Here is a 25118-nt window from a genome sequence, read left to right as displayed (position 1 = left end):
AAAGGTTAAATGACATATGGACACTGAAGAAAACGTTGTAATCGCTGTCAGATTCAACAATCAAATCCGTTGGTTTCAAAGTGAAAGGGATTTGTGGATATTGGATAGCAATCAATGGCGTAATGAATTTATCAATGCAGGCTACCATGTTCCTGAATTTGATCAGCATTATAGATTTGGTTTAAAGGTGGTCAATGAAGTAAATGCTACCTATTTCCTTGAATCTATGTGTGAATTTGAAATCCATAAAGATGTTTTGAGCTTAGAACTCATACAAAAATTCCCTGATACAACATCATGGTGGGATGTACAGGCATTATTTCCCATTATGTTTGTAAATTTTGATGCTTGTGAAGTTGCAGGGTTTTATTCTGAAGGGGTTGCGATGGAACGTTACCTGCCTGAAGGTTGGAAAGGAGAATTCATCGATTTTGCGACTGAATATCCCGAAGATATATTTCCGAGTTCAGAAAAATTTTGGGTCAACAATGGCTCTGATTTATTGGCACTTTTGAATGCACGTGGTGCCAAAAAATCAGTTTAATCTTTTAGGTTTTTTGATCAATGACTTTAAAGCATATCATTCCACAAGCCCCAAAACCGCTTGCACAGGATCTTCACTATTATCAGACAATAATTGCTTATGCATGGTAATCAACTGCATCGCCTGAATCTGTGCAGTTTCCTGATTCATTAATTTCTCAATTTCAGCGGCTAAATTTTCAGGGGTCGCATCGGACTGAATCAATTCCTGTATCACTTTTTTACCTGCGATAATATTCGGCAAAGAATAATACGGAATTTTGACCATAAGCTTGGCAATGATATAGGTCAGCCAATTTAACTTATAAAAAGTCACCATCGGACGATGTAAAAGTAAAGCTTCAAGCGTTGCCGTACCCGATGCCAAAGCCACGATATTGGCAGCATTCATCACCTGACGACCAATTTTCGATTCTTTATCGGTATTTTCAAGTAAATGAATTTGATCAGTGAATGCTTTTGGATAATTTTTTAATAAATCTTCAATTTGCTGCTTACGCGCATCATTAATCGCAGGAATCAGGAACTGATATTCAGGATATTTTTTATAAATAATCTGTGCAGCATCCAAAATCAATGGACCTAAACGTTCGATCTCACCGCTACGACTACCCGGTAATAGCGCAATATGTTTTTGGCTAAGATCCAAGCCCAATTCTTGTTTAGCATCCAAAATTGGGTTTTGTAATGGCAATTCACTTGCAAGCGGGTGACCAACAAAGGCGGCAGGCACAGCAAATTTTTTAAAAAAGGTTTTTTCAAACGGAAATAAACACAATACTAAATCAATACTTGCCTTAATGCCATGTACTCGCCCTTGTCGCCACGCCCAAACCGATGGACTGACATATTGCACTGTTTTTATTGGCAAATTTTTCTGTTTTAAACTTTTGGATAAACGTAAATTAAAATCAGGCGCATCAATGCCAATAAAAATATCAACAGGATTTTTCGCCCATTTTTCGACCAAACCATCCCGTACTGCAAACAACTTTTTAATGTCTTTTAAGACTTCAACAATACCCATCACCGATAAAATATCCATCGGATAATTGCTTTGAAAGCCTTCAGCGATCATTTGCGAACCACCGATGCCTTCAAACTCTGCATCAATGCCTTGCTCACGAAAACTACGGATGAGTTTTGCACCCAAAGTATCCCCTGATACTTCACCCACCACGATTCCAATTTTAAGTTTTCGATTTTGCAAAATAACATCCTCTTAAATGACAGAATTATCTTAGCATGTCTTATGTTTGTTCGAATCATTTCAAAATTTTTTCAATACAACTTTTTCAAGCTTTATCATTTTTTGGAATAAGTTAATCAACAATCAAGACAACTACTTATATGAAATAGTCATAAGATATGCCTGTTTTTTGCTATTTGGCATATTGAGTCATGGTTGGTCCAGTCGAATTTATTTTAGCCGGTGTATTGGTCGGTTTCTGTGTAGGCATTACAGGTGTAGGTGGCGGTTCTCTGATGACCCCGATTTTGATCAGCCTATTTCGAATAGAACCACATGTCGCGATTGGGACAGACTTACTTTATGCTGCCATTTCCAAGTTTTGTGGTTCGATGGTACATGCAAAAAAGCTCAACATCGTATGGCCAATTGTGCTTTGGCTTGCACTCGGCAGCATTCCTGCGTCTTTTGTAACGCATTGGGTACTCGAAAATTATTTAAGCAATTCAAATCACTATAAAACTGTACTCACCATGGTGCTTGGCTTTATGCTGACCCTGACCGGTTTATCCATCATGTTCCGTGCACAGATTGAAAAATTCTTTGCCAAATTCCGTGAAAATAAACCAGCCAATGAAAATACTGAAACCTTTTCCATCGATGGCAAACGTGGTTTTGTGGTGTTTATGGGCGTGGTTTTGGGTGTCTTTGTGACCTTGTCTTCTGTGGGTGCAGGTGCTTTTGGAATCATGGCTTTGATTTTGATGTTCCCCCATTTACCGATGATCCGAATTATTGGCTCTGATGTAGTGCATGCGGTTTTATTGACGGCTGTGGCAGGTTTTGCACACATGACTTCAGGAAATGTTGATTTTCATTTACTTGGGTGGTTATTGTTGGGTTCTATTCCAGCGATTATTGTCGGTACGTTGATCAGCTCTCGTATGCCTGAAAAACTGATCCGTAAGATTTTAGGGATTACTTTATTTGCCTTAGGTGTGAACTTTATTGTCAATCCTGTAAAGTCTAAACCTGTGGAAAAACCACAAACGGCGATGGTCATGCACCAAACATCTTCGCAACATTCTATACTTTAAGCAAAAAGTGACTAAATTCACAAATTTTATTAATGTGATCTATAGATTTTATTGATGTTTTCTTTTCACAAAATATCAATGAAATCGTGTTATATTCAAACTACTATAAATAGTTTTGTATGATCTACTAACCAGTGACGGCAATGAATACACTAAATTCTAATCTTATTACGCAATCAGATATTGATGATGTGAATGTACAAAGCATTCAAACTTTAGTTACACCTGCAGAATTAAAAACTGAACTACCATTAAATGACCAAGCCTATCAAACAGTTCTTCATGGTCGTGAAACTGTTCGTAATATCTTAGATGGAAATGACAAACGTCTTTTTGTTGTGATTGGACCTTGTTCGATTCACGATACTGTTGCCGCACATGAATATGCTGATCGTCTGAAAGTTCTCAGCGAAAAAGTTAAAGATACACTATATATCGTAATGCGTGTTTACTTTGAAAAACCACGTACTACTGTGGGTTGGAAAGGTTTAATTAATGATCCTGATATGAATGATTCATTCAATATCGAAAAAGGTCTACGTTTGGGTCGTAAACTTTTGCTTGAGTTAAATGAAAAAGGTTTACCTTGCGCCACTGAAGCACTCGATCCAAACTCACCACAATATTATCAAGATTTAATTTCGTGGTCTGCAATTGGCGCACGTACTACTGAAAGCCAAACTCACCGTGAAATGTCTTCAGGCTTATCTTCACCTGTAGGCTTTAAAAATGGTACTGATGGTGGTTTAACCGTTGCGACTAATGCGATGCAATCGGTAAAACATGGTCATAGTTTCTTAGGTTTGAATGATCAAGGACAAGTGTCGATCATTCGTACCAAAGGTAATCCATATGCGCATGTGGTACTGCGTGGTGGTAATGGCAAACCTAACTATGATGCTGGTTCTGTTGCTGAAGCTGAAAATGCTTTAGCAAAAGCCAAAGTCAGTAACAAAATCATGATTGATACCAGTCATGCCAACTCCAACAAAGACCCGTACTTACAGCCACTTGTTCTAAAAAATATTACAGAACAAATTTTAGATGGTAATAAATCAATCGTGGGAATTATGGTTGAAAGCCATTTGAAAGGTGGTCGCCAAGATATTCCTGAAAATCTTTGTGATTTAGAATATGGTAAATCTGTGACTGATGGATGTATTGATTGGGAAACAACTGAAAAAGCCCTTTTAGAGATGGATGCAGCACTAAAAGACGTACTACCAAATCGTTAATCACAAAAGAAGCCATCCGATGTGATGGCTTTTTTATTGAAATGACTGAATGAAAATGATGAATGAACTTGAAACCGAATTAAGCCACATTGCAAATTTTCAATTTGTACATGAACATTTGTTTACGTCAGGGCAACCAACGGCTGAACAACTGAAACATATCAAAGAATATGGTGTAGATACGGTCATTAACTTGGCTTTTAGCGATGCTGATCCAAGTCTTGAACATGAAGATAAGATCTGTACAGAATTAGGTTTGAACTATATTCAAATACCCATTTCTTGGGATACTCCTGCGGATGATCAGTGCCTATTCGTTTTGGATATGATCGCACATTTGGTACAAGAAAAAATGGTGTGGGTGCATTGTGCAGCCAATATGCGTGTCAGTAGTCTGATCTATTTGTATCGTCAGTACTTTATGGATATGGACATGCCAACAGCGCAAGAACTCATGCATGAGATTTGGGAACCCAATGAAACGTGGACAGGTCTAATTCATGCGGTCAGTTTACAATTACAAGGACGTAAATCCACTTTGGATTTGCAACATTCCTTGATGAACGCTAATCATTTTGCTTAATGAATTTCATCGCACAGATCCGTGACGATCATCAGACTGATTCTATCGGTTGGATTGGTGGTTGTCCTCCTGAGATTCTTGTAGAAACATTATCAACACTTGAAGATTATCGTTTTTATTTAACCATTCAAAAAAAAGAAAATCCTGAAAAATATATCAGTATCTTTGTGCATCACGATTTTAACACCCGCATTGATCATGATATTTTTCCCGATATCGCCATTCAGGTTTTTGAACATGATGCCTCGCCTGAAAGCAATGCCTCAGCTTTTCGCCTTGCTGATTTACGTAAAAGTGATTTAAGTCCTTTTCAACATGTTCATCAGTCCAAATTTAACTTTATTACTTATGCAGATCAGCCCAAATTAATTCAGGAGGAAAGCTATTATTTTGAGCATCTCCAACAGGATTATGAGTTTTATCTGCAAATAGATGAAGATTATTATTTAGATTCAACCTTGCAAGGTTCGTATATCTTTGCCTACGGCGCACTGTATTTATTTAGGCATAAACACAGCCATCAGATCATTGCAGGTTTTTGGCAGCATTAGAAATATGTTTTCTTAAAGCCAAACAAAGTAATGTAAAAATACCCAACATCAAATTGGGTATTTTTTATTGAAGTTCTTGTTATTTTTCACGACCAAATACAGCGTGTTTATACATTACATCTGTGCGTAATACATATTTTTGCCCTGTCGTCACAGGTGCACCCGAATGTAATTGACGATGTTCAAAAATTAGAATCTGCCCTATTTTCGGCTGAATATTAAATATTGGCACATGACGGGTTTGATTAAAAAACTTAGTTTTGCCACCTTCAAAATCCTCACTCAGATAAATCAGCAAGCTTAACTGACTGCTATGCCAATCATTGACTTCATAATTGCCATCAAAATGTGGCTTAAAAGTTTGACCATCTTCATACAGATAAAAACGAAAACGTTCATTTAAACCTGAAACCTGCCATTCAAATAATTCTTCAGGCAAAAATTTTTTAACCTGATTATAAATACGCTGTGCAAACAGCACATCATCATAGATGACCCGTTGATTATTACGGATATCAGTACGTAATTCGCTGATACCTGCTTTGGAATCAATGGTAATTGATGCGATTTCATAATCGAATTGATGACTAAAATTAATAAATTCATCGCATTGTTGCGGACTAAATACTTGATCCACGGTCATAATCAAAGGATCAGCCTGATACAGTGTAATTTTAGGATTTTGTTTGATTTTTTCTAAAAATTCGAGCGTTATCCCATGAGTTGTTCCTCGCTTGTATGTATTGTAAATATTTAATTTAAATGAACAATATTTATCTTTAAATACTGATCACTCAGCAATAATACGATCTATGATAAATTTAGCTGAACAATCTCAAGCTTAACAATACATCGTCTTATTGCTGATTTATTATACATCCAAGCAAGAACAACAAAAGCCTTTACACTTCATCTCATCTGCGAAAATTCAAAATCTGATGGAATACATTTCAAATCTGCAAAATGTTTAATCATTTCCCTTGATGACTGATTAAAACTGTTGCAGTTGATAAAATTCCTTCCTGACGACCTGTAAAGCCAAGTTTTTCAGTGGTGGTGGCTTTGACACTGATCTGTGTGACATCAACATTTAAAACATCCGCAATGCTTTGACGCATTTCAAGATTATGCTTTGCCAATTTTGGACGCTCACACGCCACTGTAATATCTGCATTATTTAAACGATAACCACGATCTAAAATCAGTTGATAAACGTGTTTGAGCAGCTTGCGACTGTCGGCACCTTTAAACTCAGGATCTGTATCAGGAAAATGCTGCCCGATATCGCCCAATGCTAAAGCACCCAATAGTGCATCACATAAGGCATGTAGCACCACATCACCATCAGAATGTGCTTTTAAACCTTGTGTATGTGGAATTTGAATCCCTGCCAGAGTTACAAAATCACCTTCTTCAAAAGCATGTACATCCATTCCCTGTCCAATGCGAATTGGTATGATCATTTTCAGCTCCTTTATACAGATTTTTAAGTTAAATCATCTTGTATTCGTACTTTCTAATTCGTATAGTACGGATGCAAACATTGTGAAAGTATAAGCGATCATGCTGCTGAATACAGAATTTAATCCTATTAAAAGCTTAATTTCAGGTCTATTTCTTTATGGAATGTGCTCTGCTGTGTACGCTATTCCTGTGCAATGTGATCCAACACAAATCAGCAAAAATACAAAAATATGTAGCTCAACATTTGAAACACTACGTGATCAACTCAATGAAAAATATCTGACAGCGTATTTGGTTACGGATGCCCCCATTCGTTTAATTGATGATACTAACCAACTGTGGTATGAGCGCATTCAACAATGTAAAAACACTGAATGTTTCAAACAACAATTTGATATTCGCCTTGAAGATTTAAATTTTTATACGTCGATGAATCAAAGTTTAACGCAACATTTTATTAAGTATGAGCATGGTAAAATTGCCAAACAACCGATCCATATTCAAGTTCACCAACTCAGCAAAGACCGTATCAAAATAGAAGGCTTAGCCTATAGAAACCCAAATAATCGTCAAGATAAACAAACCATTCCTTTACTTGCTTATACCACACCTGATAAGAAAAATGAGATTGTGGACAATGAACATGATTGTAAATATCAAATGAATTTCCAAAAATCACTTTTAACCATGAAGACAGAACAAAAAGGCTGTGAGCGTTTTAGTGGTGTTTATCGTTTATATGATTGATTTAATTTTAAAATGAATGGGAAATTAAACTCTTTTACACTTTAAAATGGAGTTTTAAAACATCGTTGTATCGCCAAATTATATTTTTACTAAACTCCAATCAATGACGTTTTTTGCATATTCCAAATCTTTTTCTTGATAATTTTTTTCTTTCAAAAGTAATTGGTTATTCTCTATTTCATTTGTTTGATCCGTACTTAACATAACACCATTAATTTCATGAATTTCAAAGTAATCATTTTGTGCAATATTTCTATAAAATTCAATTATATCTTCACATACACCATCTAAAGAACTCTCTATTTCCGCTACAAAATAATAAATAAGCGTAGATAATGCAAAAATAAAATAATTTAATACAGCCTCTTTATCATCTGCTTCCTCAAAATCAATCGCTAATTGATCCACCCCTTCCAACATAGCATCAAAGTTATATTCACCATTGTATATATTTTCACTTAATAAAATCTTCTTAATATTTCCTATAGTTATTTGAATAATATCATCAATAAAATACCCATTTTTTAACAAAAAAATTTTCAGCTCTGCTGATCGCTTTTAGTGCTACATATAAACGTTGTTTATTTATTTCCACTTTACTTTAGCCTCTTTTGAATTTCACGTCACCAAACTGAAATATTTGGTATATTTTCTAACAACTTTTATGCACAAAATAACACCATATCTTTATTTCTAAATATAAATCACTTATACATAAGAATATATAAATAGTCTGCTGACATATTTGTTGAAAATACAAAACACCATACAATCAAGGAAAAAGGTGTGTGATGGATTTAAACACATATATCACCAATAAGTTTAAGAACTTTAATGAGTTTTTAGAAACCCATTGGCATGACTACCCCAGCACCTATAAAGAAATCCAGACTTTACTGTTTTTTCAGTCCTACACCACCAAAGAGCTCTCCGAAAAATTTGAAATCAACATTCATCAGTCCTTACACTATCCAACTTTAAGACATTATTTCCAAAAAATAGAAAAACACATTCATACCCCACCCAAACAACTCTTTCCTGTGTCTTTCCATCGCCCTTATGAACATATTTTAAATGAATTTAAATACTTAAGTTTTCATCAAGAACCTTATGAATTTCATAAAAAAATTGAACGAATCAAAGAAACTTTTAATAAAATCTCAATTCCCATTCATAGCCATGAGATTTATAGTGAAATTTTACAAGTTTTAAGTCAAAGTTTTGATTTTTTAACAGACCCACATGTTTCAGTTGAACATAAAATTAAACTGATTTATCAGTGGCAAAACATTCAAAATCTTGAAACCGTAACTGCCTATAAATCCTTAGAAAAAATCAAAAGCATCCTAAAAAACTATCAACAAAAATCACATATTGATTACTATCTCAACTTGATCCAACTTGGGGAAAATCAACGGGTAGAATTTAAAGAACGCACTACTGACCTTTTGACCAATCGTAAATCTGATAAATGGGTCAAAGCTTGTTTTGCTTTTATGAATACCCGTAATGGTTATGTGTTTATTGGCGTTTCGGATGATTTAAAAATCGTAGGCATTGAACAAGAAATGCAGGATTTCTTTAATAATTCTTTAGACCTCATGAAACGCAGTTTGATCGATAAACTTGCCCATGAAAGCCAGAAAATTTCCAATATTTATTCAACCCTTGAAGATATTCAAATTCATGGCAAAACCATTTTAGTATTTAAATGTAATAAGGCAGATCGCCCATTGTATTATAAAGGTGAGTTATTTATGCGTACCAATGGGCAAACAACTCGTGTTCCACCTGAATTGGTTGACAGTTTTCGAGAGGAGTTTTATTGTTGATAATTCAAATATAATTATAGACACTCAACATACGTAACTAAAAATTAAAATCAATATGACACTCTACGATATATATCCTAAATATGCTGATCGAGACTTTGCATTTATCATAAAAGCACAAGAACGTGTTCGAAATTACTTTATATTTGATTTTAATCATGATTTCTTAAAGCATCCGATTGTAAATCTTGATTATGATGCAGGTTTTCATGATGAAATAGTCAATATCATGAATGATGATTATTATTTTACAGCAAGTGGCATTGTTTTACTTTCTAAAAAAGTATATGAGGTTCTCAGTCATTTAGATCAAAATTTAACATTTTATCCATGCGCATTAAAAAACCAACCATCCAATATTTATGCACTATATAAAGAGATAGATATTCACAGTCCTTATGTCATTAGAAATGCAGAGCATTCTACGACCTATTATTTTAGTCAGCTTTTTATAAATCTGATTGAAGAATATCATTGGAATATTCATCATTATTCAATTCAGTAAATTAACGAATTTTTCAACAATGTTGATCAATTAAATCCAGTAAACGCCCTTTTACATCAATCCACTCATCACGCACAATACTAAACATCACAGTATCTCGGATTGAACCATCCTTTCGCAAAGCATCTTGCCGTAAAATTCCATCACGCTTTGCTCCGATCCGCTCAATGGCTTTTTGACTTTTTAAATTAAGAATATCTGTGCGTAAAATCACCGAATTTGCCTGTAAAATTTCAAAAGCATGCTGCAATAAAAGAAATTTACAATTGGTATTGATATGAGTACGTTGCACCGATTGGGCATACCACGTATAACCAATCTCAACACGGCGTACATTCCAATCAAAATCCCGAAAACTTGTGGTTCCCACGATTCGACCTGTGCGCTGATCCATCACCACAAAAGGAATGCGTATACCTTGTGCCTTTTGGGTTAAGGCTTTTTCTATATAAACATTCATTTCTGAATAATGTGGCGCAGAAGTATAGTGCAATTCCCATAGTTTTCCATCCAGACAGGCATCCATTAAACCTTGAACATGATTGGCTTGCATGGGTATAAGTTGCACATCATGACAGCATAAAGTTGGGTAAAGTGTTGCAAAAACATCCTGATTCATGAGACTTTATCCACAAGCAAAAGAAGCTGTTTCATTGTCCCTAAACAATTTTTCAGTTTGATGATGCGGTGAATGCTTTTATTTAAATTTCATTTCAAAATATATCAGGCTTTTCAGATTACATTACCACAAATAACTGGCAGTATTTTAAAAGTATGCTGATCAGATTTTACCCCACCTCAATATTATAAGATATTGAAGATAATTTAATTTATATATTTTCAATTCGCTATTAGCAGGTTCGACTAGCATACAATTTAAAAACCACCCCAATTTAAGCAGAATAACTCATAGTTTATGCATTTACCTGCATTTTCTCATGCATCGTTAACAACAACTTTTGGGTTTTTTCCCAACCTAAACAACCATCTGTTACAGACTGACCATAAACCATATCATCAGAGATTTTCTGCTGACCATCTTGTAAATGGCTTTCTAACATCACACCACGCACCTGACTTTCATGGCGCTCTTCAATGATTTGGCTTAGCACTTCAGGTTGACGTAATGGATTTTTAGCACTATTGCCATGACTACAATCAATCACTAATGCAGGCAACTCACCCTGATGACGTTCACGGATGGCTTGAATAGATGCCAAATCATAATTTGAACCTGAGTTTGAACCACGTAATATTAGATGCGCTAAACGATTACCATCACTGTCCAATACACAAGGCAAACCATGTTGCCCCATCCCCATGAATTGATGTGAATGCGTTGCAGACTGAATCGCATCTAAAGCAATCTGAATTGAACCATCTGTACCATTTTTGAAACCTATGGCAAAAGGCATATGGCTTGAAATTTCACGATGAACCTGTGACTCGCTGGTACGCGCACCAATCGCTCCCCAAGCCAACAAGTCATCGAAGTAGCCAGTTGCCATTGGGCTGAGAATTTCACTCGCAATCGGTAAACCCATTTCAATAATATTTAAAAATAATTCACGTGACTTTTCTAAACCTAATTGTAAGTTTGAAGAACCATCTAAGTTTGGATCATACATATAACCTTTCCAACCAACAGTAGTTCTTGGTTTTTCGATATATGTGCGCATGACAAGGAAAATTTGATCTGATACCAAGCTTTGTAAATGTTTTAATTTTTGTGCATATTCTAAAGCAGCAACTGGATCATGGATTGAACATGGACCTGTTATCACCATCAAACGTTGGTCTTTGCCTGAAAGGATATTTTGAATCGTTTGACGCTGCTCTGCAATTTGCATAGCAAGAGAGTGATTTAATGGAAATAGTTGTTTTAATTGAATTGGTGTACTGATCTGGGTTTCTGCTTTGCTTGTATGTTGTAAAGCTTGGTTTAACATGTTCATCATTTTTTCCTTAGGGACTTTAAGTCCAATCTTTTATTTGAGCTTATGGGGTCTATTCGATTGCAAAATACGTGTCATTGCACGGCTAAAGTTAAACCAATAAAAATAGCTAAAGTATGTGTAGTTAAAAGTGTTCATTGTATTCTCCAAAAAAAATCTAAAATTAAATGCATAAAAAACTGATCGGGGTTGCCGATCAGGTATTAACTTTGAAGGGCAACTTTATGCCCAAACGTATTCAGGCAACTATTTAAAAAATTGCCAAAAATAATAAGATACGTTATTGATCAAAGGATTAACTTGCATTTTATTCACATATAAAATCTGTATAAACTTAAAATACTCGTACTTGCTACATTTGACAAGTATTTTTTTTAAATTAATCCTTTTTTATTTCCAAGTGATTTTTGCTCAACATTTCCACAACATTTGATGCATCTATTGCACGACTAAACAAAAAACCTTGCCCCAGACTACAACCGACTTGTTTCAAACTTTCCAATTGTTCTTCTGTCTCAATCCCTTCTGCAATAATATCCAAAGATAAAATTGGTCCAAGTTGCGAAATACCTTGCACAATCGCATGAATTGGCAATTCACTATTCATACGATGTACAAAACCACAGTCGATTTTTAAACTATCTACAGGGTAATCATGTAAATGGGTTAAAGATGAATGCCCTGTACCAAAGTCATCTAGTGCAATACGCACACCCACTTGTTTCAATTTATTTAATGCACGAGCTACATAGATATAACCACGTTCAGCCAGAATATGTTCGGTGATTTCTATTTCAACCAAGTGATAAGGTATTTGGTATTTTTCAAGGCGTTTCAATAAAATTTCAGCGTAATTATCCCGCATAAATTCAACAGGTGAAGCATTAATCGAAACAGGAACAACATCTAAGCCACATTGAATCCAACATGCCATATCACTAAAAATTTTTAGATGCATGGTTTCAGCAATTTTTGTAGCAAGTTCATAATCATTAAATGCTTCTGCCACTGAACCGGGCAATTGAATGCCTAATTCAGGGTGTTTCCAACGTAATAACGCCTCAAAACTAATGATCCTACCTGTTTCTAAGTTCACTTTAGGTTGATAATATGGTTCGATACTATTGTCACGAACAATCTGGCGTGCTGTTTCTAATTGCGCCGCTTTTTGAATGGTAATTTCAAGCATTTCCTGACTAAAGAAACGTACACCACCACGCCCACCATCTTTTAGATTATTTAAAGCGGTATCTGCATATTTTAATAAATTTGAACTGTCTTTCGCATCATTTGGGTATAGAGCACAACCAATACTCATTCCCCCATTGATTAATTTACCTGCATAAGTAATCGGTAAATCTAACTGTTTTAAGACTGTTTGTGCAGCGCATTCAAAATGTTCAATATCTTGTAAATTATTGACAACAACTGCAAATTCATCTCCACCCAAACGAGCAACATAAGTATTTTCATCGCAGCTACGGTTCAAACGCTTAGATAAAATACGTAACAAATGATCACCTGCAGGATGCCCTAAGGTATCATTAATGTGTTTAAAATGATCCAAGTCAATCAGCATCAAGCCCAGTTTTTGTTTATTGGTTTTGGCTTTGAGTAAAGATTTTTTCAATTGTTGTTTAAAAGAACGGCGATTCATTAAGCCCGTAAGCTCATCACGCTCACTACTAATTCGTAATTTATTTTCTGCAATTCGTTGTAAGGTAATATCTCTTGAAACACATAAAATACTGGTGGTTTGACCATCTTCATTGACGACAGGCGTTAAAATATTATCCCAATATTGACGTGCATCGCCATTACCACTCATCCCTGCAAAACGTGCATTTTTACCTTTTGCAGCAGCAGTAATCGCCACTTGCCCTTTGTCTCGTACCTCAGGTGGCAAAAGACTTAACCATTCCATATCAAATTTTTTGACTTTCTCCTGCCCCAATAATGCGATACAACCTGAACGATTCATATGAGAAACCGTACCATTTGGTCGTACAATCTTAATGCAATCCACACTGACATCAAGCATATCCGTATGCGCACGCAATGTATCAGCCGTTTCACGCAACAACACTGCTCGCTCATGAATATTGGTACATGTAACCGTCCAATCAAACTGATCAGGCTTGATACTATGACTTTGTGCAATCAACAAAAACCAATGATAATGACCTTGGTTGTCTCGGATACGGCATTCTTTTTCAAATTTTTGCCCTGTTTTTTGGGCATTATTCCACAAGTTATATAAATGTTCAGCATCTTCTTGGTAGACACATTTCGTTAGATCACAATAAGGAATATTTTGATGTTCTACACCGATATAATCTTTTAAAGCATTATTACAATAGCTTGCATCACCACGTTGAATCCAAATCAAGTGCGGTAATAGATCGAGGTTGAGTTTAACTTCATCACTGATCACTGTTTTTGCAACAGGTAGTGTTGTTTGTGGTGTATCCGCCTGACTCAAAGGTGAATCATGAGGCAAATCTAACATAGCCATAAACTATCCTTTTACAAATAACATTTATTGATCAGTATTTTTCAGAAATTAAATACCAAATTTCGGTATAAGACGAAATTTGATTTAATATTCAGCACACAATTAATATAAGATGATTTTTTAAAAATGTATAGGTTTTCAAGCATTTTTCAGCACAGTTTGTCCTAAAAAACATAAGTAAAATAAAAAATACTAAGCACTATTTAAAATCAAAACAATATGTGAAATATATCACACTTTAGTCGTATTATAAATATTTATGCTGCCTTAACTTAAGATTAAATAAAAAATTAAATTTAAGATATTGTTTTTATTTGAAATTAACTTAATTTTTATTAATTAAATTTATTATATAAAAAAGAATTTAGGCAATTCAAACTATTTGCTTATTGTATTGTTTTTCAAATAGTTTGATTACCTAATATTTTTAACAACGATTAATATAATTCATTATTTATTTTAAATAAATCTATAACTTAATTTAAATAATTTTGAATATAGCTGAATACTTGTTCAGGTTTCTCAGCATGCAACCAATGCCCAGCATTATCCACGGTCTGAATCTCTGCATTAATAAATTGAGAATGAATCGCATTTAAGTAGTTATCTTTTGCAATATAAGGTGATTTTGCACCACGAATAAATAATGTTGGTTTCCCCCATGGCGAAACATCTGTCCAAGATAAAATATCATCATAATGTACAGATAAAGCATCCACATTAAATAACCATTGCCCTTTACTCCATGATTTTAATAGAAATTGAATCACCATTTCTTCTTGTAAATAATTGCGCATAATTTCAGTCGCTTCTTTACGGCTGTTTATATGAGCATCTTTAACTGCAAATAATGCTTTAAAAATTTGGTCATGGTGATTTTCTTGATAGCCAAATGGTGCAATATCCAAAATCACCAATTGTTGTAATCGCTCAGGTGCGAGTTCTGTTAATTTCATTGAAATTTTACCCCCCATACTATGCCCAATCACAGAAAATTGTTGAATATTCAAATGATCTAGAGTGTCTAAAATATCTTGTGCCATTACTGCATAATTCATTTCATCTGTATGTGGTGACTGACCATGATTACGTACATCGACTTGGATCACAGGATATTTTTCATATAACGCACGTGCAATTACACCTAAGTTACTCAAACTACCAAATAAACCATGTATAAGCACAAGAGGTGTTTTTTGCTGATCATGCGGTGGTTGGTGAAGTTGATAATTTAATAACATAGAAACATCCAAATCATGTATTACTACAAAGAGATGGCTATCATCGCAACATCTGTAAATTTGAACAATAATTTATTGTATCTCTCCCGTAATATTGTTTTATATTTCAAAGTATCTTGGCTGTTATTAATTTTTTAGACCTTTCCCTATGAAATACACACTCCATTTGCCTTTTAAAAAGAAAAATTGAGCAATTTATAAAAAATTATCTGCAATCCTTTATTGAGTCAGCGCAAATATCGCTTATATTATCTAGACACAATAACTTCGTTTGATTTAGGACTTTCAATCATGTTTCAACATGTCGATCCTTATGCGGGTGATCCAATTCTTTCATTGATGGAAGAATACAGTAAGGATGAACGAGCGCAAAAAGTAAATTTAAGTATCGGTTTATATTACAATGAGGACAGTATTGTCCCTCAGCTCAATGCTGTAAAAACTGCACTTAAAAATATCGAACCTTTAAATGATAAAGTGAAACTTTATCTGCCAATGGATGGTTCTAAAACCTATAATCAAGCGACTCAAGCATTGGTATTTGGTGAAAACTCTCAAGCACGTCAAGATGGTCGTGTAGTGACGATTCAAACTTTAGGTGGTTCGGGCGCATTAAAAGTTGGCGCAGATTTCTTGAAAAAATATTTCCCTGAATCAGATATTTGGGTCAGCCAACCGACTTGGGATAACCATATTGCGATCTTTAATGGTGCAGGTGTAAATTCACATTTCTATCGTTATTTTGATGCTGCAAGCAATGGCGTCAACATCGAAGCGATGCTTGAAGATCTAAATGCGATTCCTGCAAAAGGCATCGTATTGCTTCATCCATGTTGCCATAACCCAACAGGTGCAGATTTAACCCCTGCTGAGTGGGATCGTGTTATTGAAGTGCTGAAAGCTCGTGATCTTATTCCATTCTTGGACATTGCTTATCAAGGTTTTGGACAAGGTTTGGAAGAAGATGCTTATGCGATTCGTGCCTTGGACAAATCAGGCATGAACTTTATTGTCAGTAATTCTTTCTCTAAAATTTTCTCGCTCTATGGTGAGCGTGTTGGCGGTCTAAGCTTTGTTTGTGATGATCAAGAGACAGCACAAAAAGTTTTGGGTCAGCTCAAAGCAACAGTTCGCCGTATTTATTCAAGCCCTGCAACAACAGGTGCATTGATCGTCGATAATGTTTTGCATGATGAAACTTTGGCTGCCAATTGGAAAGCTGAGCTACAGGAAATGCGTGAACGTATTATTCAAATGCGTGAATTGCTTAAAACCAAACTTGAAGCAGCATTGCCTGAACGTGATTTTAGCTATCTTGTGAAACAACAAGGCATGTTCAGCTATACAGGTTTAACGGCAGCACAAGTCGATACACTGAAAGATCAGTACGGAATCTACCTTGTGCGTAGTGGTCGTATGTGTGCAGCAGGTCTAAACCTGAACAATATTGATGCTGTGGCAAATGCATTTGCTGAAGTGATCAAAGCATCTGCTTAATGATTTTTGACATGATGCTTTAAAAGTTGCTAAAAACCTGAGTACGCTTGGGTTTTTATTTTTTAAGTCATATAGATTTGACAAATTGCAGTATTTTTATACAATAAACCCTCTCCTCTATCTCTACAAGAGTAACGCCAATGAAGTAAGTCATTTTCTCATCAAATTCCTATTTTTAATTTTTTTGATGTGCAAAATGTCTGAATGCGTGACTTTGTCTATATATTCAAGCAATTATTTTCTCTGATCTTTATGTGTTTTTGAAAATGAAATGTGTTATTGCTTGAAAATTGCCTCTCGATAAATATTTTTTATTGATAAAATTCAATATTTTGTACATCCTGTTTTATGAGGTTTTCTATGACTCAACAGGCATGTATCATTTCACAACTCAGCTTAGAGTTTCCCAATCAGCTTTTATTCAAAAATCTGAATTTCAGCCTATATCCGCAACAAGCGAGTGCTTTGATTGGTCAAAATGGTCAAGGCAAGTCCTTGCTCATGCAACTTTTACAAGGTTTTCAATCGGATAATTTTCAGAGCAGTGGACAAATCATATGGAATACGCCGTATGCCTATTTGCCACAACTCTATCGACTGCACGCTGAAAATATTGCTCAAGCCTTGGGTATTGAGCATTTGCAGCAGATTTTTCAACGAATTGAACAGGGGCTTGCAAGTATCGAAGACTATGAAACTGTTGAAGATATTTGGCATTTACCACATGAATGGCAAAATTTGCTTGATCAGGCAAATTTACCCACAGATTTGAATTTTCCCATTGCACAATTAAGTGAGGGGCAAAAAACACGTTTGGCACTTTGTGCACTTTTTCAAAAGAAAGATCATTATTTATTGTTGGATGAACCGAGTAATCATCTCGATCAGGCGAGTCGTTTATGGTTGCGACAGTCGATTTTAGACCATCCTGCGGGTGTTTTGGTGATCAGCCATGATCAAGATCTACTGAATAATATGCAGCATATTTATGCGCTAAATGCGCATGGCATTCAACATATTCATGGGAATTTTCATCTATATCAGCAGCATGTTACAGCACAAACCGAAGCCTTAACACAATCAATTCAACAGCAAAAACGTCAGGTGAAACAGGTAAAACAGCAACAACACACAAGTTTGATGAAAGCGCAAAAAAGACAAAATCAAGGACAGCGTTTACGTGAAAATAGCTCCCAAGCCAAAATTTTAATGGATTTTAACAAGGAACAAGCAGGTCAAAGTTTTGCTAAACTTAAGCAACAACACAGCAGACAAATATCTGAAATTTCGCAACGTTTGGCTGAAACACAAAGTCAGCAAATCCATGTAAAATCACAGCGCTTACAATTTATAGCACCCTCACAAAAAACAGGAGAATTACTGCGTTTTACAGATTTTATTTTACCGTTTGGCATACAATCCCCGATTCATTTTGCTCTGCATGCGGGTGAAAAACTCCATTTGATCGGTCAAAATGGTGCAGGAAAATCAACTTTACTTGATATGATTCATCAGCAAAATTTTGTTGGTGATGATCCTGTATTTGTCGCAGGACGTTCAGTTTATTTGGATCAAAATTTTAGTTTTTTAGATCCCAAACGGAATGCTATTGATAATTTAAAGCCGTTTAACACCAACTTTTCAGATACAGAATGGCGTAATTTGTTGGGTCAATTACGTTTACGTGGTGATAAAGCGACCTTGGAAATCAAACATTTAAGTGGTGGTGAAAAACTTAAGGTTGCATTACTTGCCTTGAGTCAATCTGAACAGGCGATTGATCTATTGTTATTGGATGAGCCTGAAAACCATTTGGATCTTGATTCACGTGAATTATTGGCGAATGCCATTGCTGATTTTACAGGTGCAGTGATTTTGGTTTCTCATGATCAAGCTTTTGTTGATCAATGTATGATTTCACAGCACTATGAACTGACTTGATATTTAAAGGTATAAAATTCAACACATTTTTCAGCCAAGATTGCAATCAAGGTATTTCAATCTTGGCTTTTATCGTCAAATATCAACCACAACTCGCTTGTAGAATTTTTTTCGTGCTTGGCTCAATCAGCAAAGTCAAACGATCTGAACGGTAATCCATGGTCATTGCTTGATTTGGTCCAACACGGCGAATGTGTTCTGCTTTGGTCAGTTGTTTGAGCTGTGCATCGGCAAGATCAGATTGTCCGATTAATTTTTTCGCTTCAACATCAATACATTGAGCTTGGCTTTGACGGAATAGTGCCCATTCTTCAACTTTTTGACCATCTTTCAAATGGCAATAACCCACTTCGCCCTGTGCTTCTTTTACAATTTCAGAACGTCCACCTTGTTCGACACAATATTTGCTTGCAGGATTTGCCATACCGATGCTTGGCGGAGCATCTTGATTTGAAGATTGTGACTGTTGATTTGAAACGACAGCACATGCGCTGAGTGATGCAGCAATTATAGCCAAAAATACAATATTTTTCATAAAGATAAACTAAATTTTAAAAATTTAAATATAACAAATTTTTTATTTATAAATGTGTGGTTTCTGCAACGACAATTCACTTTCACTCTTTAAAATCAAACAAACATAAAAATCAGTGCTACCGAAATAGCACTGATTTGGGTAAATATTGATTTTTTAACTTAGAAATGAATCACTGTACGAATAGATTTACCTTCATGCATCAAGTCAAATGCTTCATTAATATCTTGTAAACCCATGGTATGCGTTACAAATGGCTCAAGTTGAATTTCACCTTTCATCGCATCTTCAACCATAGCAGGCAATTGACTACGTCCTTTCACACCACCAAACGCAGTCCCCATCCATTTACGACCTGTGACCAATTGGAATGGACGGGTTGAAATCTCTTGTCCTGCACCAGCAACACCAATAATCACAGATTGTCCCCAACCACGATGAGCACATTCCAATGCTGAGCGCATCACATTGGTATTGCCAATACATTCAAATGAGTGATCTACCCCCCAACCTGTCATTTCGACAATGACCTGTTGGATCGGTTGCTCATAATCTTTTGGATTTAAGAAATCAGTCGCACCAAATTCTTCTGCAAGTTTAAACTTATCAGGGTTGGTATCTACTACAATAATACGACCTGCTTTGGCTTGGCGTGCACCTTGTACCACTGCAAGCCCGATGCCACCTAAACCAAATACAGCAACACTGTCACCTTCTTGTACTTTGGCTGTATTGTGTACTGCACCAATCCCTGTAGTCACACCACAGCCCAATAAGCACACTTGTTCAGGATTTGCTTCAGGATTAATTTTTGCCAATGAAACTTCTGCAACAACAGTATATTCACTAAAAGTTGAACATCCCATATAGTGATAAATTGGTTCACCATTATAAGAAAAACGTGTTGTACCATCTGGCATCACACCTTTACCTTGAGTTGCACGAACAGCCGTACACAAGTTGGTTTTGCCTGATTTACAGAATAAACATTCGCCACATTCTGCTGTGTACAATGGAATCACATGGTCACCTACGGCAACAGAGCTTACGCCCTCACCCACTTGCACCACGATTCCTGCTCCTTCATGTCCCAAAATTGCAGGAAAAACTCCTTCAGGATCATCACCAGAAAGTGTAAATGCATCTGTATGACAGACACCTGTATGGGTAATTTTAACTAGAACTTCGCCTTTTTGAGGTGGAGCAACATCAATTTCCACAATTTCCAAAGGTTTACCTGGTGCGAATGCTACTGCTGCACGTGATTTCATACACGATCATCCTTTATAAAAATCAGTTCATTAACAGATTAGCTACAGTAACCTTTTTTCCTTTGCTGATTCAACCAATAACTAATGTTATGATTTCTTTAAATCGCCCAAATTCCCATAAGAATGAAACATGTTCCGTATTTAATTGCTCTTAGTTTAAGTTTTAGCCTTTTATCTGGATGCAGTTTGCCTATGAATCAATCTAAAAATGAAGCACCAACCGAAGTCCACAGCCAGCACTGGTTAACTGATCAAAATGTTGAACATAAATTACAACAGGGTTTAACTGCTTATTTGGCAATGAGTGAAGCTTTTCAAAGTATTGCGGCACGTATTCACCTGATTCGCCAAGCCAAATATAATTTAGACTTACAATATTACATCTGGGCAGATGATTTTATTGGTAATTTAATGCTGCATGAATTACTCAAAGCTGCAGACCGTGGTGTAAAAGTTCGGTTACTGATTGATGATCAAAATGGAACCAAAATTGATAAACAACTCAAAGCATTAAGCACCCATCCAAATATCGAAATTAAACTTTATAATCCTTATAAATTCAGAAATTTAAGATTTTTAGATTATATTTTCCGCTTACAACAAATTAACCATCGTATGCATAATAAATTGATCATTGCTGATGGCATTATTGCAGTGACAGGTGGGCGCAATATTAGTAGTGAATATTTTGATGCCAGTGAATCATTCCAGTTCACTGATATGGATATTCTATTTTTTGGCACAGCCGTTCAACATGCCAATAGTGTATTTTCTGATTTTTGGAATCATAATTTAAGTTATCCAAATCAACAATTTATTCGTCAGGGAAATGCTCAAGATTTAGAAAAACTACGTGTCAATTATCAGAAATTAGAACAAAAAGACAAAGCCACAGATATTAAAGTCGATACTGAGCAAAAAGAGCTTGCCCATGAGTTAAAACAAAATCATGTAAATTGGGCTCGTGCACATTTTCTTGCGGATTCACCCAAAAAAACGCTGGGACAAGCCACAGATCAAGAACTGATTTCACATCAGATTCGAGCGCATTTAGGTGAACCTAAACAAGAAATGGATTTAATTTCAGCTTATTTTGTACCAACCCAAACAGGAACAAAATATTTGGGACAACTACCCAAACAAGGCGTTGATGTCCGTGTATTAACCAATTCCTTTGTTGCCAATGATGTCGCTTTAGTCCATGCTTTTTATCAAAAATATCGGGTAGATTTATTAAAAAGTGGTGTAAATCTATATGAGTTTAAACCGTATATTGAACGACAAAGACGTACGTGGTATGAAGTATTAACAGGCAATGTCATTCCTAAAAAGGGCAAGGATAAATCTAGCCTACATGCAAAATTCATTAATATTGACAATAAAGTATTTATCGGTTCATTTAATCTAGATCCTCGTTCTTTTAATTTAAATACAGAAGTCGGCTTAGTCGTAGAATCCAATCAATTGCAAGAACAAATCTCATCCCTGCTTGATTCCTCTTTACTCAAAGTTGCCTATGAATTAAAACTCGACTCGCAAGGACAACTGCTTTGGTACGACTATCAATCTGATGGCACGGTAAAAAAATATACACAAGAACCTGAAACAACAAAGTTCCAACGTGGTGTAATGCAAATGGTATCTTATTTACCGATTGAATGGATGATGTAATATTTAAAATTTTATGCACTTAAATCTTAAAGCTTGGCTTCAAATAGACACAAGCCTTGCTTTTCCATCACTAAATCTACATCTTTAAAATTTGCTGCTTTGAGGCAATGTACATGCTCTTGTTTTGACATAAATAATTCATTATTTGACATCGCATAGTCTGCAAAAACATGGTCACAGACTAAATATGTTGCATCTGCTCTCAGTAGTTTTTGAACTTGGCAATGAAAATTTGTTGCATAAGCTTTATGTCTAAGTTCATGTAATGCTTGATGAATAATCACCACATCATAGCTTGCTAGGTCTTTACTCCAATCCTCTGTTTTAAAATCTGCTAGATAATAATGTGTCTGTGCCAATTCATTTTCCGTAAGTCGTTGTTGTGATAAGACATGCATCGCTTGAGAAAAATCAACAGCGCTGTACTGAATGTTTGGACACTTTTCCAATAAATGTTTTGCCAAAAAACCTGGTCCTGAACCCAACTCTAAGACTTGAATTGTTGTCAATTTCAAGTTTTTAATCAAATTTGCATAATAGTCAAAAAACTCATAACGCCATGGACGTTTAAGATTGACTTCATTCGCCCACTGCTCAGCATCATGTGGATCTCGTAAATCAATTGGGCTTGTAACTTCTTGTATAGACATAATTTTACAAACAATGTTCAATGAAGTTTATTTATACAGAATAAAGCATCAACATTGCAAAGGTTTTACTCCATCTTACATTTCACTTAAAATGTGATTTTTATTGTATTTATTCTACTAAGTTTCTCTCCCATGCAGTTTTTTGATTTAAGTCAACAATTTAATCTCAATGATATTTTAATTCCACGTAGAACTTTAAAGGAGCTACAGCAACAAGATTGGTTTTTATATAAAGTGCGTGTTGAACATGATTGCCTCTCTGATCATGAAAATTTAACAGGACAAGCGATCTTAAAATCCAATCAAAACATAGAAATAGAACTGGAATGGCAAGTTATTGACACAGGTCACAAGCTCCAGATTTTATTTATAGGTATTGAAACTGTAGTCATTGAACAAACCTTGATTGTAATCAAAGGGGCTCAAATCGTAGATGAGACTCAACAAAACATTTCAACACACGCACTTAGTCTCTGGATTGATGGTACACTTTTACCGTTATTACCCAATATTCGTGCTGAAATCAAAGCCTGTTTAAATCTTTGGGATTATGTGGAATATCAAGATTAATCTGTGTTGATTTTCATTGTTAATAAATCTTCTAGTGCATTTTCCAACACATCAAATACTTTTTTGTCATTACACTGTGCAACATTGAAACGCATATATTGACTGGCATGTAGTGACTGACTAAATGAATTTCCTGGTGCAAGAATCACACCTTGTTTCAAACACAATTTGGACAAGGTGGGCGCATCAACATTTTCAGGGAGTTTACACCATAAAAAAATGCCTGCTTTAGGCACGATCAAAGGCTTAATCCCAAGAGCAGCTAAGCGCTGCATAGTCAATTGCATCGCTTTTAGTAATTGTTTTTTCAAACTCTCTACATGTTTTTTATAATTACTATCGAGCAAGGTATGATAAATAATCTCTGCATTTAAATGCCCACTGCTAAAATTAGTTGCAATCTTTAAATCAATACACTCATCAATAAACTTTTCATGTGAAATAATATAACCACAACGAATGGCAGCCGTGACAGTTTTAGAAAAGCTACCTATTTGCACCACTCGTTTAAAGCCCATCAAAGATGAATAACGTGGTGCTGGCATCATTTCAAATTCTGAAAAAATATCATCTTCAATAATGGTTAAATTTCCCTGTTCCACCAATTTGGCAATTTGGTAAGCAGTTGCAATAGAAAGATTTGCCCCTGTCGGATTATGAATACCTGTATTGGTCAGATACAGTTTCGGCTGATGTAATAATGCCTGTTCAAAATGTTCAACACTTGGACCATTTTCCGTAAAGGGGATGGCAATCACTTGTAACTGATGCGCTTTGATTAAAGCTAAAAAATTAAAATAGCAAGGGTCATCAATTAAAATCACATCGCCTGCTTTGAGTAACTTTCTAAAAATCAAATCTATAGACTGCGTTGCAGAATCAGTCATCAAAATTTGTGCAATATCAAGTTGAATATCATAGCTTTCATTTTTTCGAGCAATCCATTGTCTTAAACCGGCATGACCATGCGGAATCGGATAATCAATCAAAACTGAAGCAGGACTTTTTGCAACCTGTTTTAAAGCCCGTCTAATACTCATTTCAGGCATCCATTCTACAGGTAACCAGCCACAACCCGCTTTGATCACTTCTGGTTTGGCATCCAACGATTGTCTAGAAATCCATAAAGGATCTATTTCACGTTCATATTGCACTGTTTTTTCGATCAATTTTACTACAGTTTTTTTACCTGACACATAATACCCTGAACCGACACGTGATTCGATTATACTCTCAGCAACCAAACGAGCATAAGCTTCTACCACAGTTGATACTGAACAATTCAATGCCTTTGCTTGCTGTCGAACAGATAAAAGTCGTGCTCCCGTAAGTAGCTGCTTATCACTGATTTGCTGTCGAATCACAGACATAACATATTCGATTTTTGTGGTATGCATGGCTTAAAACTCAAATATTTTAAAAATTGTACTGTATACATAAGCATAACAGTTTCTTTTTATTGTATTACACTGTTTCTGTTCTCACTGTCGTTAAAACGCTTAAATCAACTTTATTTTTAAACGAAA

General features: G+C 35.5%; 24 protein-coding genes. 12 read left to right on the top strand and 12 right to left on the bottom strand.

The features are described from left to right. The first annotated feature begins 16 nt into the window (after positions 1-16). Positions 17-544 (top strand): group-specific protein, encoded by a 528-nt coding sequence (locus AVJ19_RS07465; RefSeq protein ID WP_111859134.1) that lies wholly within the window; start codon positions 17-19, stop codon positions 542-544. A 36-nt stretch (positions 545-580) separates the two neighbouring features. Here the strand turns inward: AVJ19_RS07465 and lpxB are convergent, their stop codons facing one another. Beyond that, positions 581-1753: a lipid-A-disaccharide synthase gene (lpxB, locus tag AVJ19_RS07460; RefSeq protein ID WP_111859133.1), complete on the bottom strand. Its 1173-nt coding sequence runs from the start codon at positions 1751-1753 to the stop codon at positions 581-583. Between the two features lie 191 nt (positions 1754-1944). Between lpxB and AVJ19_RS07455 the strand changes: the two genes are divergently transcribed. The 4 genes from AVJ19_RS07455 (at position 1945) to AVJ19_RS07440 (ending at position 5198) form a co-directional block, all read left to right on the top strand. After that, on the top strand, positions 1945-2829 hold the full coding sequence (locus tag AVJ19_RS07455; protein ID WP_111859132.1) for a sulfite exporter TauE/SafE family protein: 885 nt from the start codon (positions 1945-1947) through the stop codon (positions 2827-2829). A 143-nt stretch (positions 2830-2972) separates the two neighbouring features. Then, the gene (locus AVJ19_RS07450; protein WP_111859131.1) at positions 2973-4064 is read left to right on the top strand and encodes a 3-deoxy-7-phosphoheptulonate synthase; all 1092 of its coding nucleotides are present in this window, start codon (positions 2973-2975) and stop codon (positions 4062-4064) included. 58 nt (positions 4065-4122) lie between these two features. Beyond that, on the top strand, positions 4123-4647 hold the full coding sequence (locus AVJ19_RS07445) for a protein tyrosine phosphatase family protein (RefSeq protein ID WP_111859171.1): 525 nt from the start codon (positions 4123-4125) through the stop codon (positions 4645-4647). Beyond that, on the top strand, positions 4647-5198 hold the full coding sequence (locus AVJ19_RS07440) for a hypothetical protein (protein WP_111859130.1): 552 nt from the start codon (positions 4647-4649) through the stop codon (positions 5196-5198). Before AVJ19_RS07445 ends, AVJ19_RS07440 begins: the two co-directional genes overlap by 1 nt. A 79-nt stretch (positions 5199-5277) precedes the next feature. Here the strand turns inward: AVJ19_RS07440 and AVJ19_RS07435 are convergent, their stop codons facing one another. Next, positions 5278-5841: a 2OG-Fe(II) oxygenase gene (locus tag AVJ19_RS07435; RefSeq protein ID WP_111859129.1), complete on the bottom strand. Its 564-nt coding sequence runs from the start codon at positions 5839-5841 to the stop codon at positions 5278-5280. 328 nt (positions 5842-6169) lie between these two features. Beyond that, positions 6170-6661 (bottom strand): 2-C-methyl-D-erythritol 2,4-cyclodiphosphate synthase, encoded by a 492-nt coding sequence (gene ispF / locus AVJ19_RS07430; RefSeq protein WP_111859128.1) that lies wholly within the window; start codon positions 6659-6661, stop codon positions 6170-6172. Positions 6662-6761: 100 nt separating this feature from the next. Between ispF and AVJ19_RS07425 the strand changes: the two genes are divergently transcribed. Continuing rightward, a complete protein-coding gene (locus AVJ19_RS07425; RefSeq protein ID WP_111859127.1) occupies positions 6762-7409 on the top strand; it encodes a hypothetical protein in 648 nt (215 codons plus the stop codon). Between the two features lie 78 nt (positions 7410-7487). Here the strand turns inward: AVJ19_RS07425 and AVJ19_RS07420 are convergent, their stop codons facing one another. Beyond that, the gene (locus AVJ19_RS07420; RefSeq protein WP_111859126.1) at positions 7488-7940 is read right to left on the bottom strand and encodes a hypothetical protein; all 453 of its coding nucleotides are present in this window, start codon (positions 7938-7940) and stop codon (positions 7488-7490) included. Positions 7941-8200: 260 nt separating this feature from the next. Here AVJ19_RS07420 and AVJ19_RS07415 point away from each other — a divergent pair, with 260 nt between their 5' ends. Both AVJ19_RS07415 and AVJ19_RS07410 read left to right on the top strand, forming a co-directional pair. After that, positions 8201-9241: a helix-turn-helix domain-containing protein gene (locus AVJ19_RS07415; protein ID WP_111859125.1), complete on the top strand. Its 1041-nt coding sequence runs from the start codon at positions 8201-8203 to the stop codon at positions 9239-9241. A gap of 55 nt (positions 9242-9296) precedes the next feature. Continuing rightward, positions 9297-9746, top strand: a complete 450-nt coding sequence (locus AVJ19_RS07410) for a hypothetical protein (protein ID WP_111859124.1) — start codon at positions 9297-9299, stop codon at positions 9744-9746. 13 nt (positions 9747-9759) lie between these two features. Here the strand turns inward: AVJ19_RS07410 and AVJ19_RS07405 are convergent, their stop codons facing one another. The 4 genes from AVJ19_RS07405 to AVJ19_RS07390 all read right to left on the bottom strand — a co-directional run bounded on the left by AVJ19_RS07405 (position 9760) and on the right by AVJ19_RS07390 (position 15457). After that, positions 9760-10365 carry a GNAT family N-acetyltransferase gene (locus AVJ19_RS07405; protein ID WP_111859123.1) on the bottom strand — a complete coding sequence of 202 codons (606 nt, stop codon included), beginning with the start codon at positions 10363-10365 and terminating at the stop codon, positions 9760-9762. A 295-nt stretch (positions 10366-10660) separates the two neighbouring features. Continuing rightward, positions 10661-11701, bottom strand: a complete 1041-nt coding sequence (locus AVJ19_RS07400; protein WP_111859122.1) for a 3-deoxy-7-phosphoheptulonate synthase — start codon at positions 11699-11701, stop codon at positions 10661-10663. A gap of 379 nt (positions 11702-12080) precedes the next feature. Next, positions 12081-14216, bottom strand: coding sequence for a bifunctional diguanylate cyclase/phosphodiesterase (locus AVJ19_RS07395; protein ID WP_111859121.1), 2136 nt, complete (start codon positions 14214-14216; stop codon positions 12081-12083). A 476-nt stretch (positions 14217-14692) separates the two neighbouring features. Continuing rightward, the gene (locus AVJ19_RS07390) at positions 14693-15457 is read right to left on the bottom strand and encodes an alpha/beta fold hydrolase (protein WP_111859120.1); all 765 of its coding nucleotides are present in this window, start codon (positions 15455-15457) and stop codon (positions 14693-14695) included. 291 nt (positions 15458-15748) lie between these two features. On the opposite strand from AVJ19_RS07390, the gene AVJ19_RS07385 reads away from it, so the two are divergent. Both AVJ19_RS07385 and AVJ19_RS07380 read left to right on the top strand, forming a co-directional pair. Then, positions 15749-16954 (top strand): aromatic amino acid transaminase, encoded by a 1206-nt coding sequence (locus AVJ19_RS07385; protein WP_111859119.1) that lies wholly within the window; start codon positions 15749-15751, stop codon positions 16952-16954. A gap of 360 nt (positions 16955-17314) precedes the next feature. Continuing rightward, a complete protein-coding gene (locus tag AVJ19_RS07380) occupies positions 17315-18895 on the top strand; it encodes an ATP-binding cassette domain-containing protein (RefSeq protein ID WP_111859118.1) in 1581 nt (526 codons plus the stop codon). An 82-nt stretch (positions 18896-18977) separates the two neighbouring features. On the opposite strand, the gene AVJ19_RS07375 is transcribed toward AVJ19_RS07380, so the two are convergent. Further along, complete coding sequence (locus AVJ19_RS07375) at positions 18978-19430, bottom strand: I78 family peptidase inhibitor (RefSeq protein ID WP_111859117.1); 453 nt, start codon at positions 19428-19430, stop codon at positions 18978-18980. A gap of 161 nt (positions 19431-19591) precedes the next feature. Beyond that, the gene (locus AVJ19_RS07370) at positions 19592-20701 is read right to left on the bottom strand and encodes an S-(hydroxymethyl)glutathione dehydrogenase/class III alcohol dehydrogenase (protein WP_111859116.1); all 1110 of its coding nucleotides are present in this window, start codon (positions 20699-20701) and stop codon (positions 19592-19594) included. A 192-nt stretch (positions 20702-20893) separates the two neighbouring features. Here AVJ19_RS07370 and AVJ19_RS07365 point away from each other — a divergent pair, with 192 nt between their 5' ends. Continuing rightward, positions 20894-22372 (top strand): phospholipase D family protein, encoded by a 1479-nt coding sequence (locus AVJ19_RS07365; protein ID WP_111859115.1) that lies wholly within the window; start codon positions 20894-20896, stop codon positions 22370-22372. Positions 22373-22398: 26 nt separating this feature from the next. Here AVJ19_RS07365 and AVJ19_RS07360 read toward each other — a convergent pair whose 3' ends face one another. Next, positions 22399-23022: a class I SAM-dependent methyltransferase gene (locus AVJ19_RS07360; RefSeq protein ID WP_111859114.1), complete on the bottom strand. Its 624-nt coding sequence runs from the start codon at positions 23020-23022 to the stop codon at positions 22399-22401. 132 nt (positions 23023-23154) lie between these two features. Between AVJ19_RS07360 and AVJ19_RS07355 the strand changes: the two genes are divergently transcribed. After that, a complete protein-coding gene (locus AVJ19_RS07355; protein WP_111859113.1) occupies positions 23155-23592 on the top strand; it encodes a hypothetical protein in 438 nt (145 codons plus the stop codon). Here AVJ19_RS07355 and AVJ19_RS07350 read toward each other — a convergent pair. After that, the gene (locus AVJ19_RS07350) at positions 23589-24989 is read right to left on the bottom strand and encodes a PLP-dependent aminotransferase family protein (RefSeq protein WP_111859112.1); all 1401 of its coding nucleotides are present in this window, start codon (positions 24987-24989) and stop codon (positions 23589-23591) included. The genes AVJ19_RS07355 and AVJ19_RS07350 overlap by 4 nt on opposite strands. Positions 24990-25118: the final 129 nt, after the last annotated feature.

The sequence above is a fragment of the Acinetobacter sp. CFCC 10889 genome, from assembly GCF_003268395.1.
Lineage (GTDB): Bacteria > Pseudomonadota > Gammaproteobacteria > Pseudomonadales > Moraxellaceae > Acinetobacter.
Note: the sequence above shows the minus strand (reverse complement) of the source record. Positions and strands in the feature narration are given on the sequence as shown.

Bases quoted from the DNA above. Each gene is read 5' to 3' on its own strand.
- AVJ19_RS07465 (WP_111859134.1), top strand. From the start codon at position 17: ATGGACACTGAAGAAAACGTTGTAATCGCTGTCAGATTCAACAATCAA.
- AVJ19_RS07455 (WP_111859132.1), top strand. From the start codon at position 1,945: ATGGTTGGTCCAGTCGAATTTATTTTAGCCGGTGTATTGGTCGGTTTC.
- AVJ19_RS07450 (WP_111859131.1), top strand. From the start codon at position 2,973: ATGAATACACTAAATTCTAATCTTATTACGCAATCAGATATTGATGAT.
- AVJ19_RS07445 (WP_111859171.1), top strand. From the start codon at position 4,123: ATGAATGAACTTGAAACCGAATTAAGCCACATTGCAAATTTTCAATTT.
- AVJ19_RS07440 (WP_111859130.1), top strand. From the start codon at position 4,647: ATGAATTTCATCGCACAGATCCGTGACGATCATCAGACTGATTCTATC.
- AVJ19_RS07435 (WP_111859129.1), bottom strand. From the start codon at position 5,841: ATGACCGTGGATCAAGTATTTAGTCCGCAACAATGCGATGAATTTATT.
- ispF (WP_111859128.1), bottom strand. From the start codon at position 6,661: ATGATCATACCAATTCGCATTGGACAGGGAATGGATGTACATGCTTTT.
- AVJ19_RS07425 (WP_111859127.1), top strand. From the start codon at position 6,762: ATGCTGCTGAATACAGAATTTAATCCTATTAAAAGCTTAATTTCAGGT.
- AVJ19_RS07415 (WP_111859125.1), top strand. From the start codon at position 8,201: ATGGATTTAAACACATATATCACCAATAAGTTTAAGAACTTTAATGAG.
- AVJ19_RS07410 (WP_111859124.1), top strand. From the start codon at position 9,297: ATGACACTCTACGATATATATCCTAAATATGCTGATCGAGACTTTGCA.
- AVJ19_RS07405 (WP_111859123.1), bottom strand. From the start codon at position 10,365: ATGAATCAGGATGTTTTTGCAACACTTTACCCAACTTTATGCTGTCAT.
- AVJ19_RS07400 (WP_111859122.1), bottom strand. From the start codon at position 11,701: ATGAACATGTTAAACCAAGCTTTACAACATACAAGCAAAGCAGAAACC.
- AVJ19_RS07395 (WP_111859121.1), bottom strand. From the start codon at position 14,216: ATGGCTATGTTAGATTTGCCTCATGATTCACCTTTGAGTCAGGCGGAT.
- AVJ19_RS07390 (WP_111859120.1), bottom strand. From the start codon at position 15,457: ATGTTATTAAATTATCAACTTCACCAACCACCGCATGATCAGCAAAAA.
- AVJ19_RS07385 (WP_111859119.1), top strand. From the start codon at position 15,749: ATGTTTCAACATGTCGATCCTTATGCGGGTGATCCAATTCTTTCATTG.
- AVJ19_RS07380 (WP_111859118.1), top strand. From the start codon at position 17,315: ATGACTCAACAGGCATGTATCATTTCACAACTCAGCTTAGAGTTTCCC.
- AVJ19_RS07375 (WP_111859117.1), bottom strand. From the start codon at position 19,430: ATGAAAAATATTGTATTTTTGGCTATAATTGCTGCATCACTCAGCGCA.
- AVJ19_RS07370 (WP_111859116.1), bottom strand. From the start codon at position 20,701: ATGAAATCACGTGCAGCAGTAGCATTCGCACCAGGTAAACCTTTGGAA.
- AVJ19_RS07365 (WP_111859115.1), top strand. From the start codon at position 20,894: ATGAATCAATCTAAAAATGAAGCACCAACCGAAGTCCACAGCCAGCAC.
- AVJ19_RS07360 (WP_111859114.1), bottom strand. From the start codon at position 23,022: ATGTCTATACAAGAAGTTACAAGCCCAATTGATTTACGAGATCCACAT.
- AVJ19_RS07355 (WP_111859113.1), top strand. From the start codon at position 23,155: ATGCAGTTTTTTGATTTAAGTCAACAATTTAATCTCAATGATATTTTA.
- AVJ19_RS07350 (WP_111859112.1), bottom strand. From the start codon at position 24,989: ATGCATACCACAAAAATCGAATATGTTATGTCTGTGATTCGACAGCAA.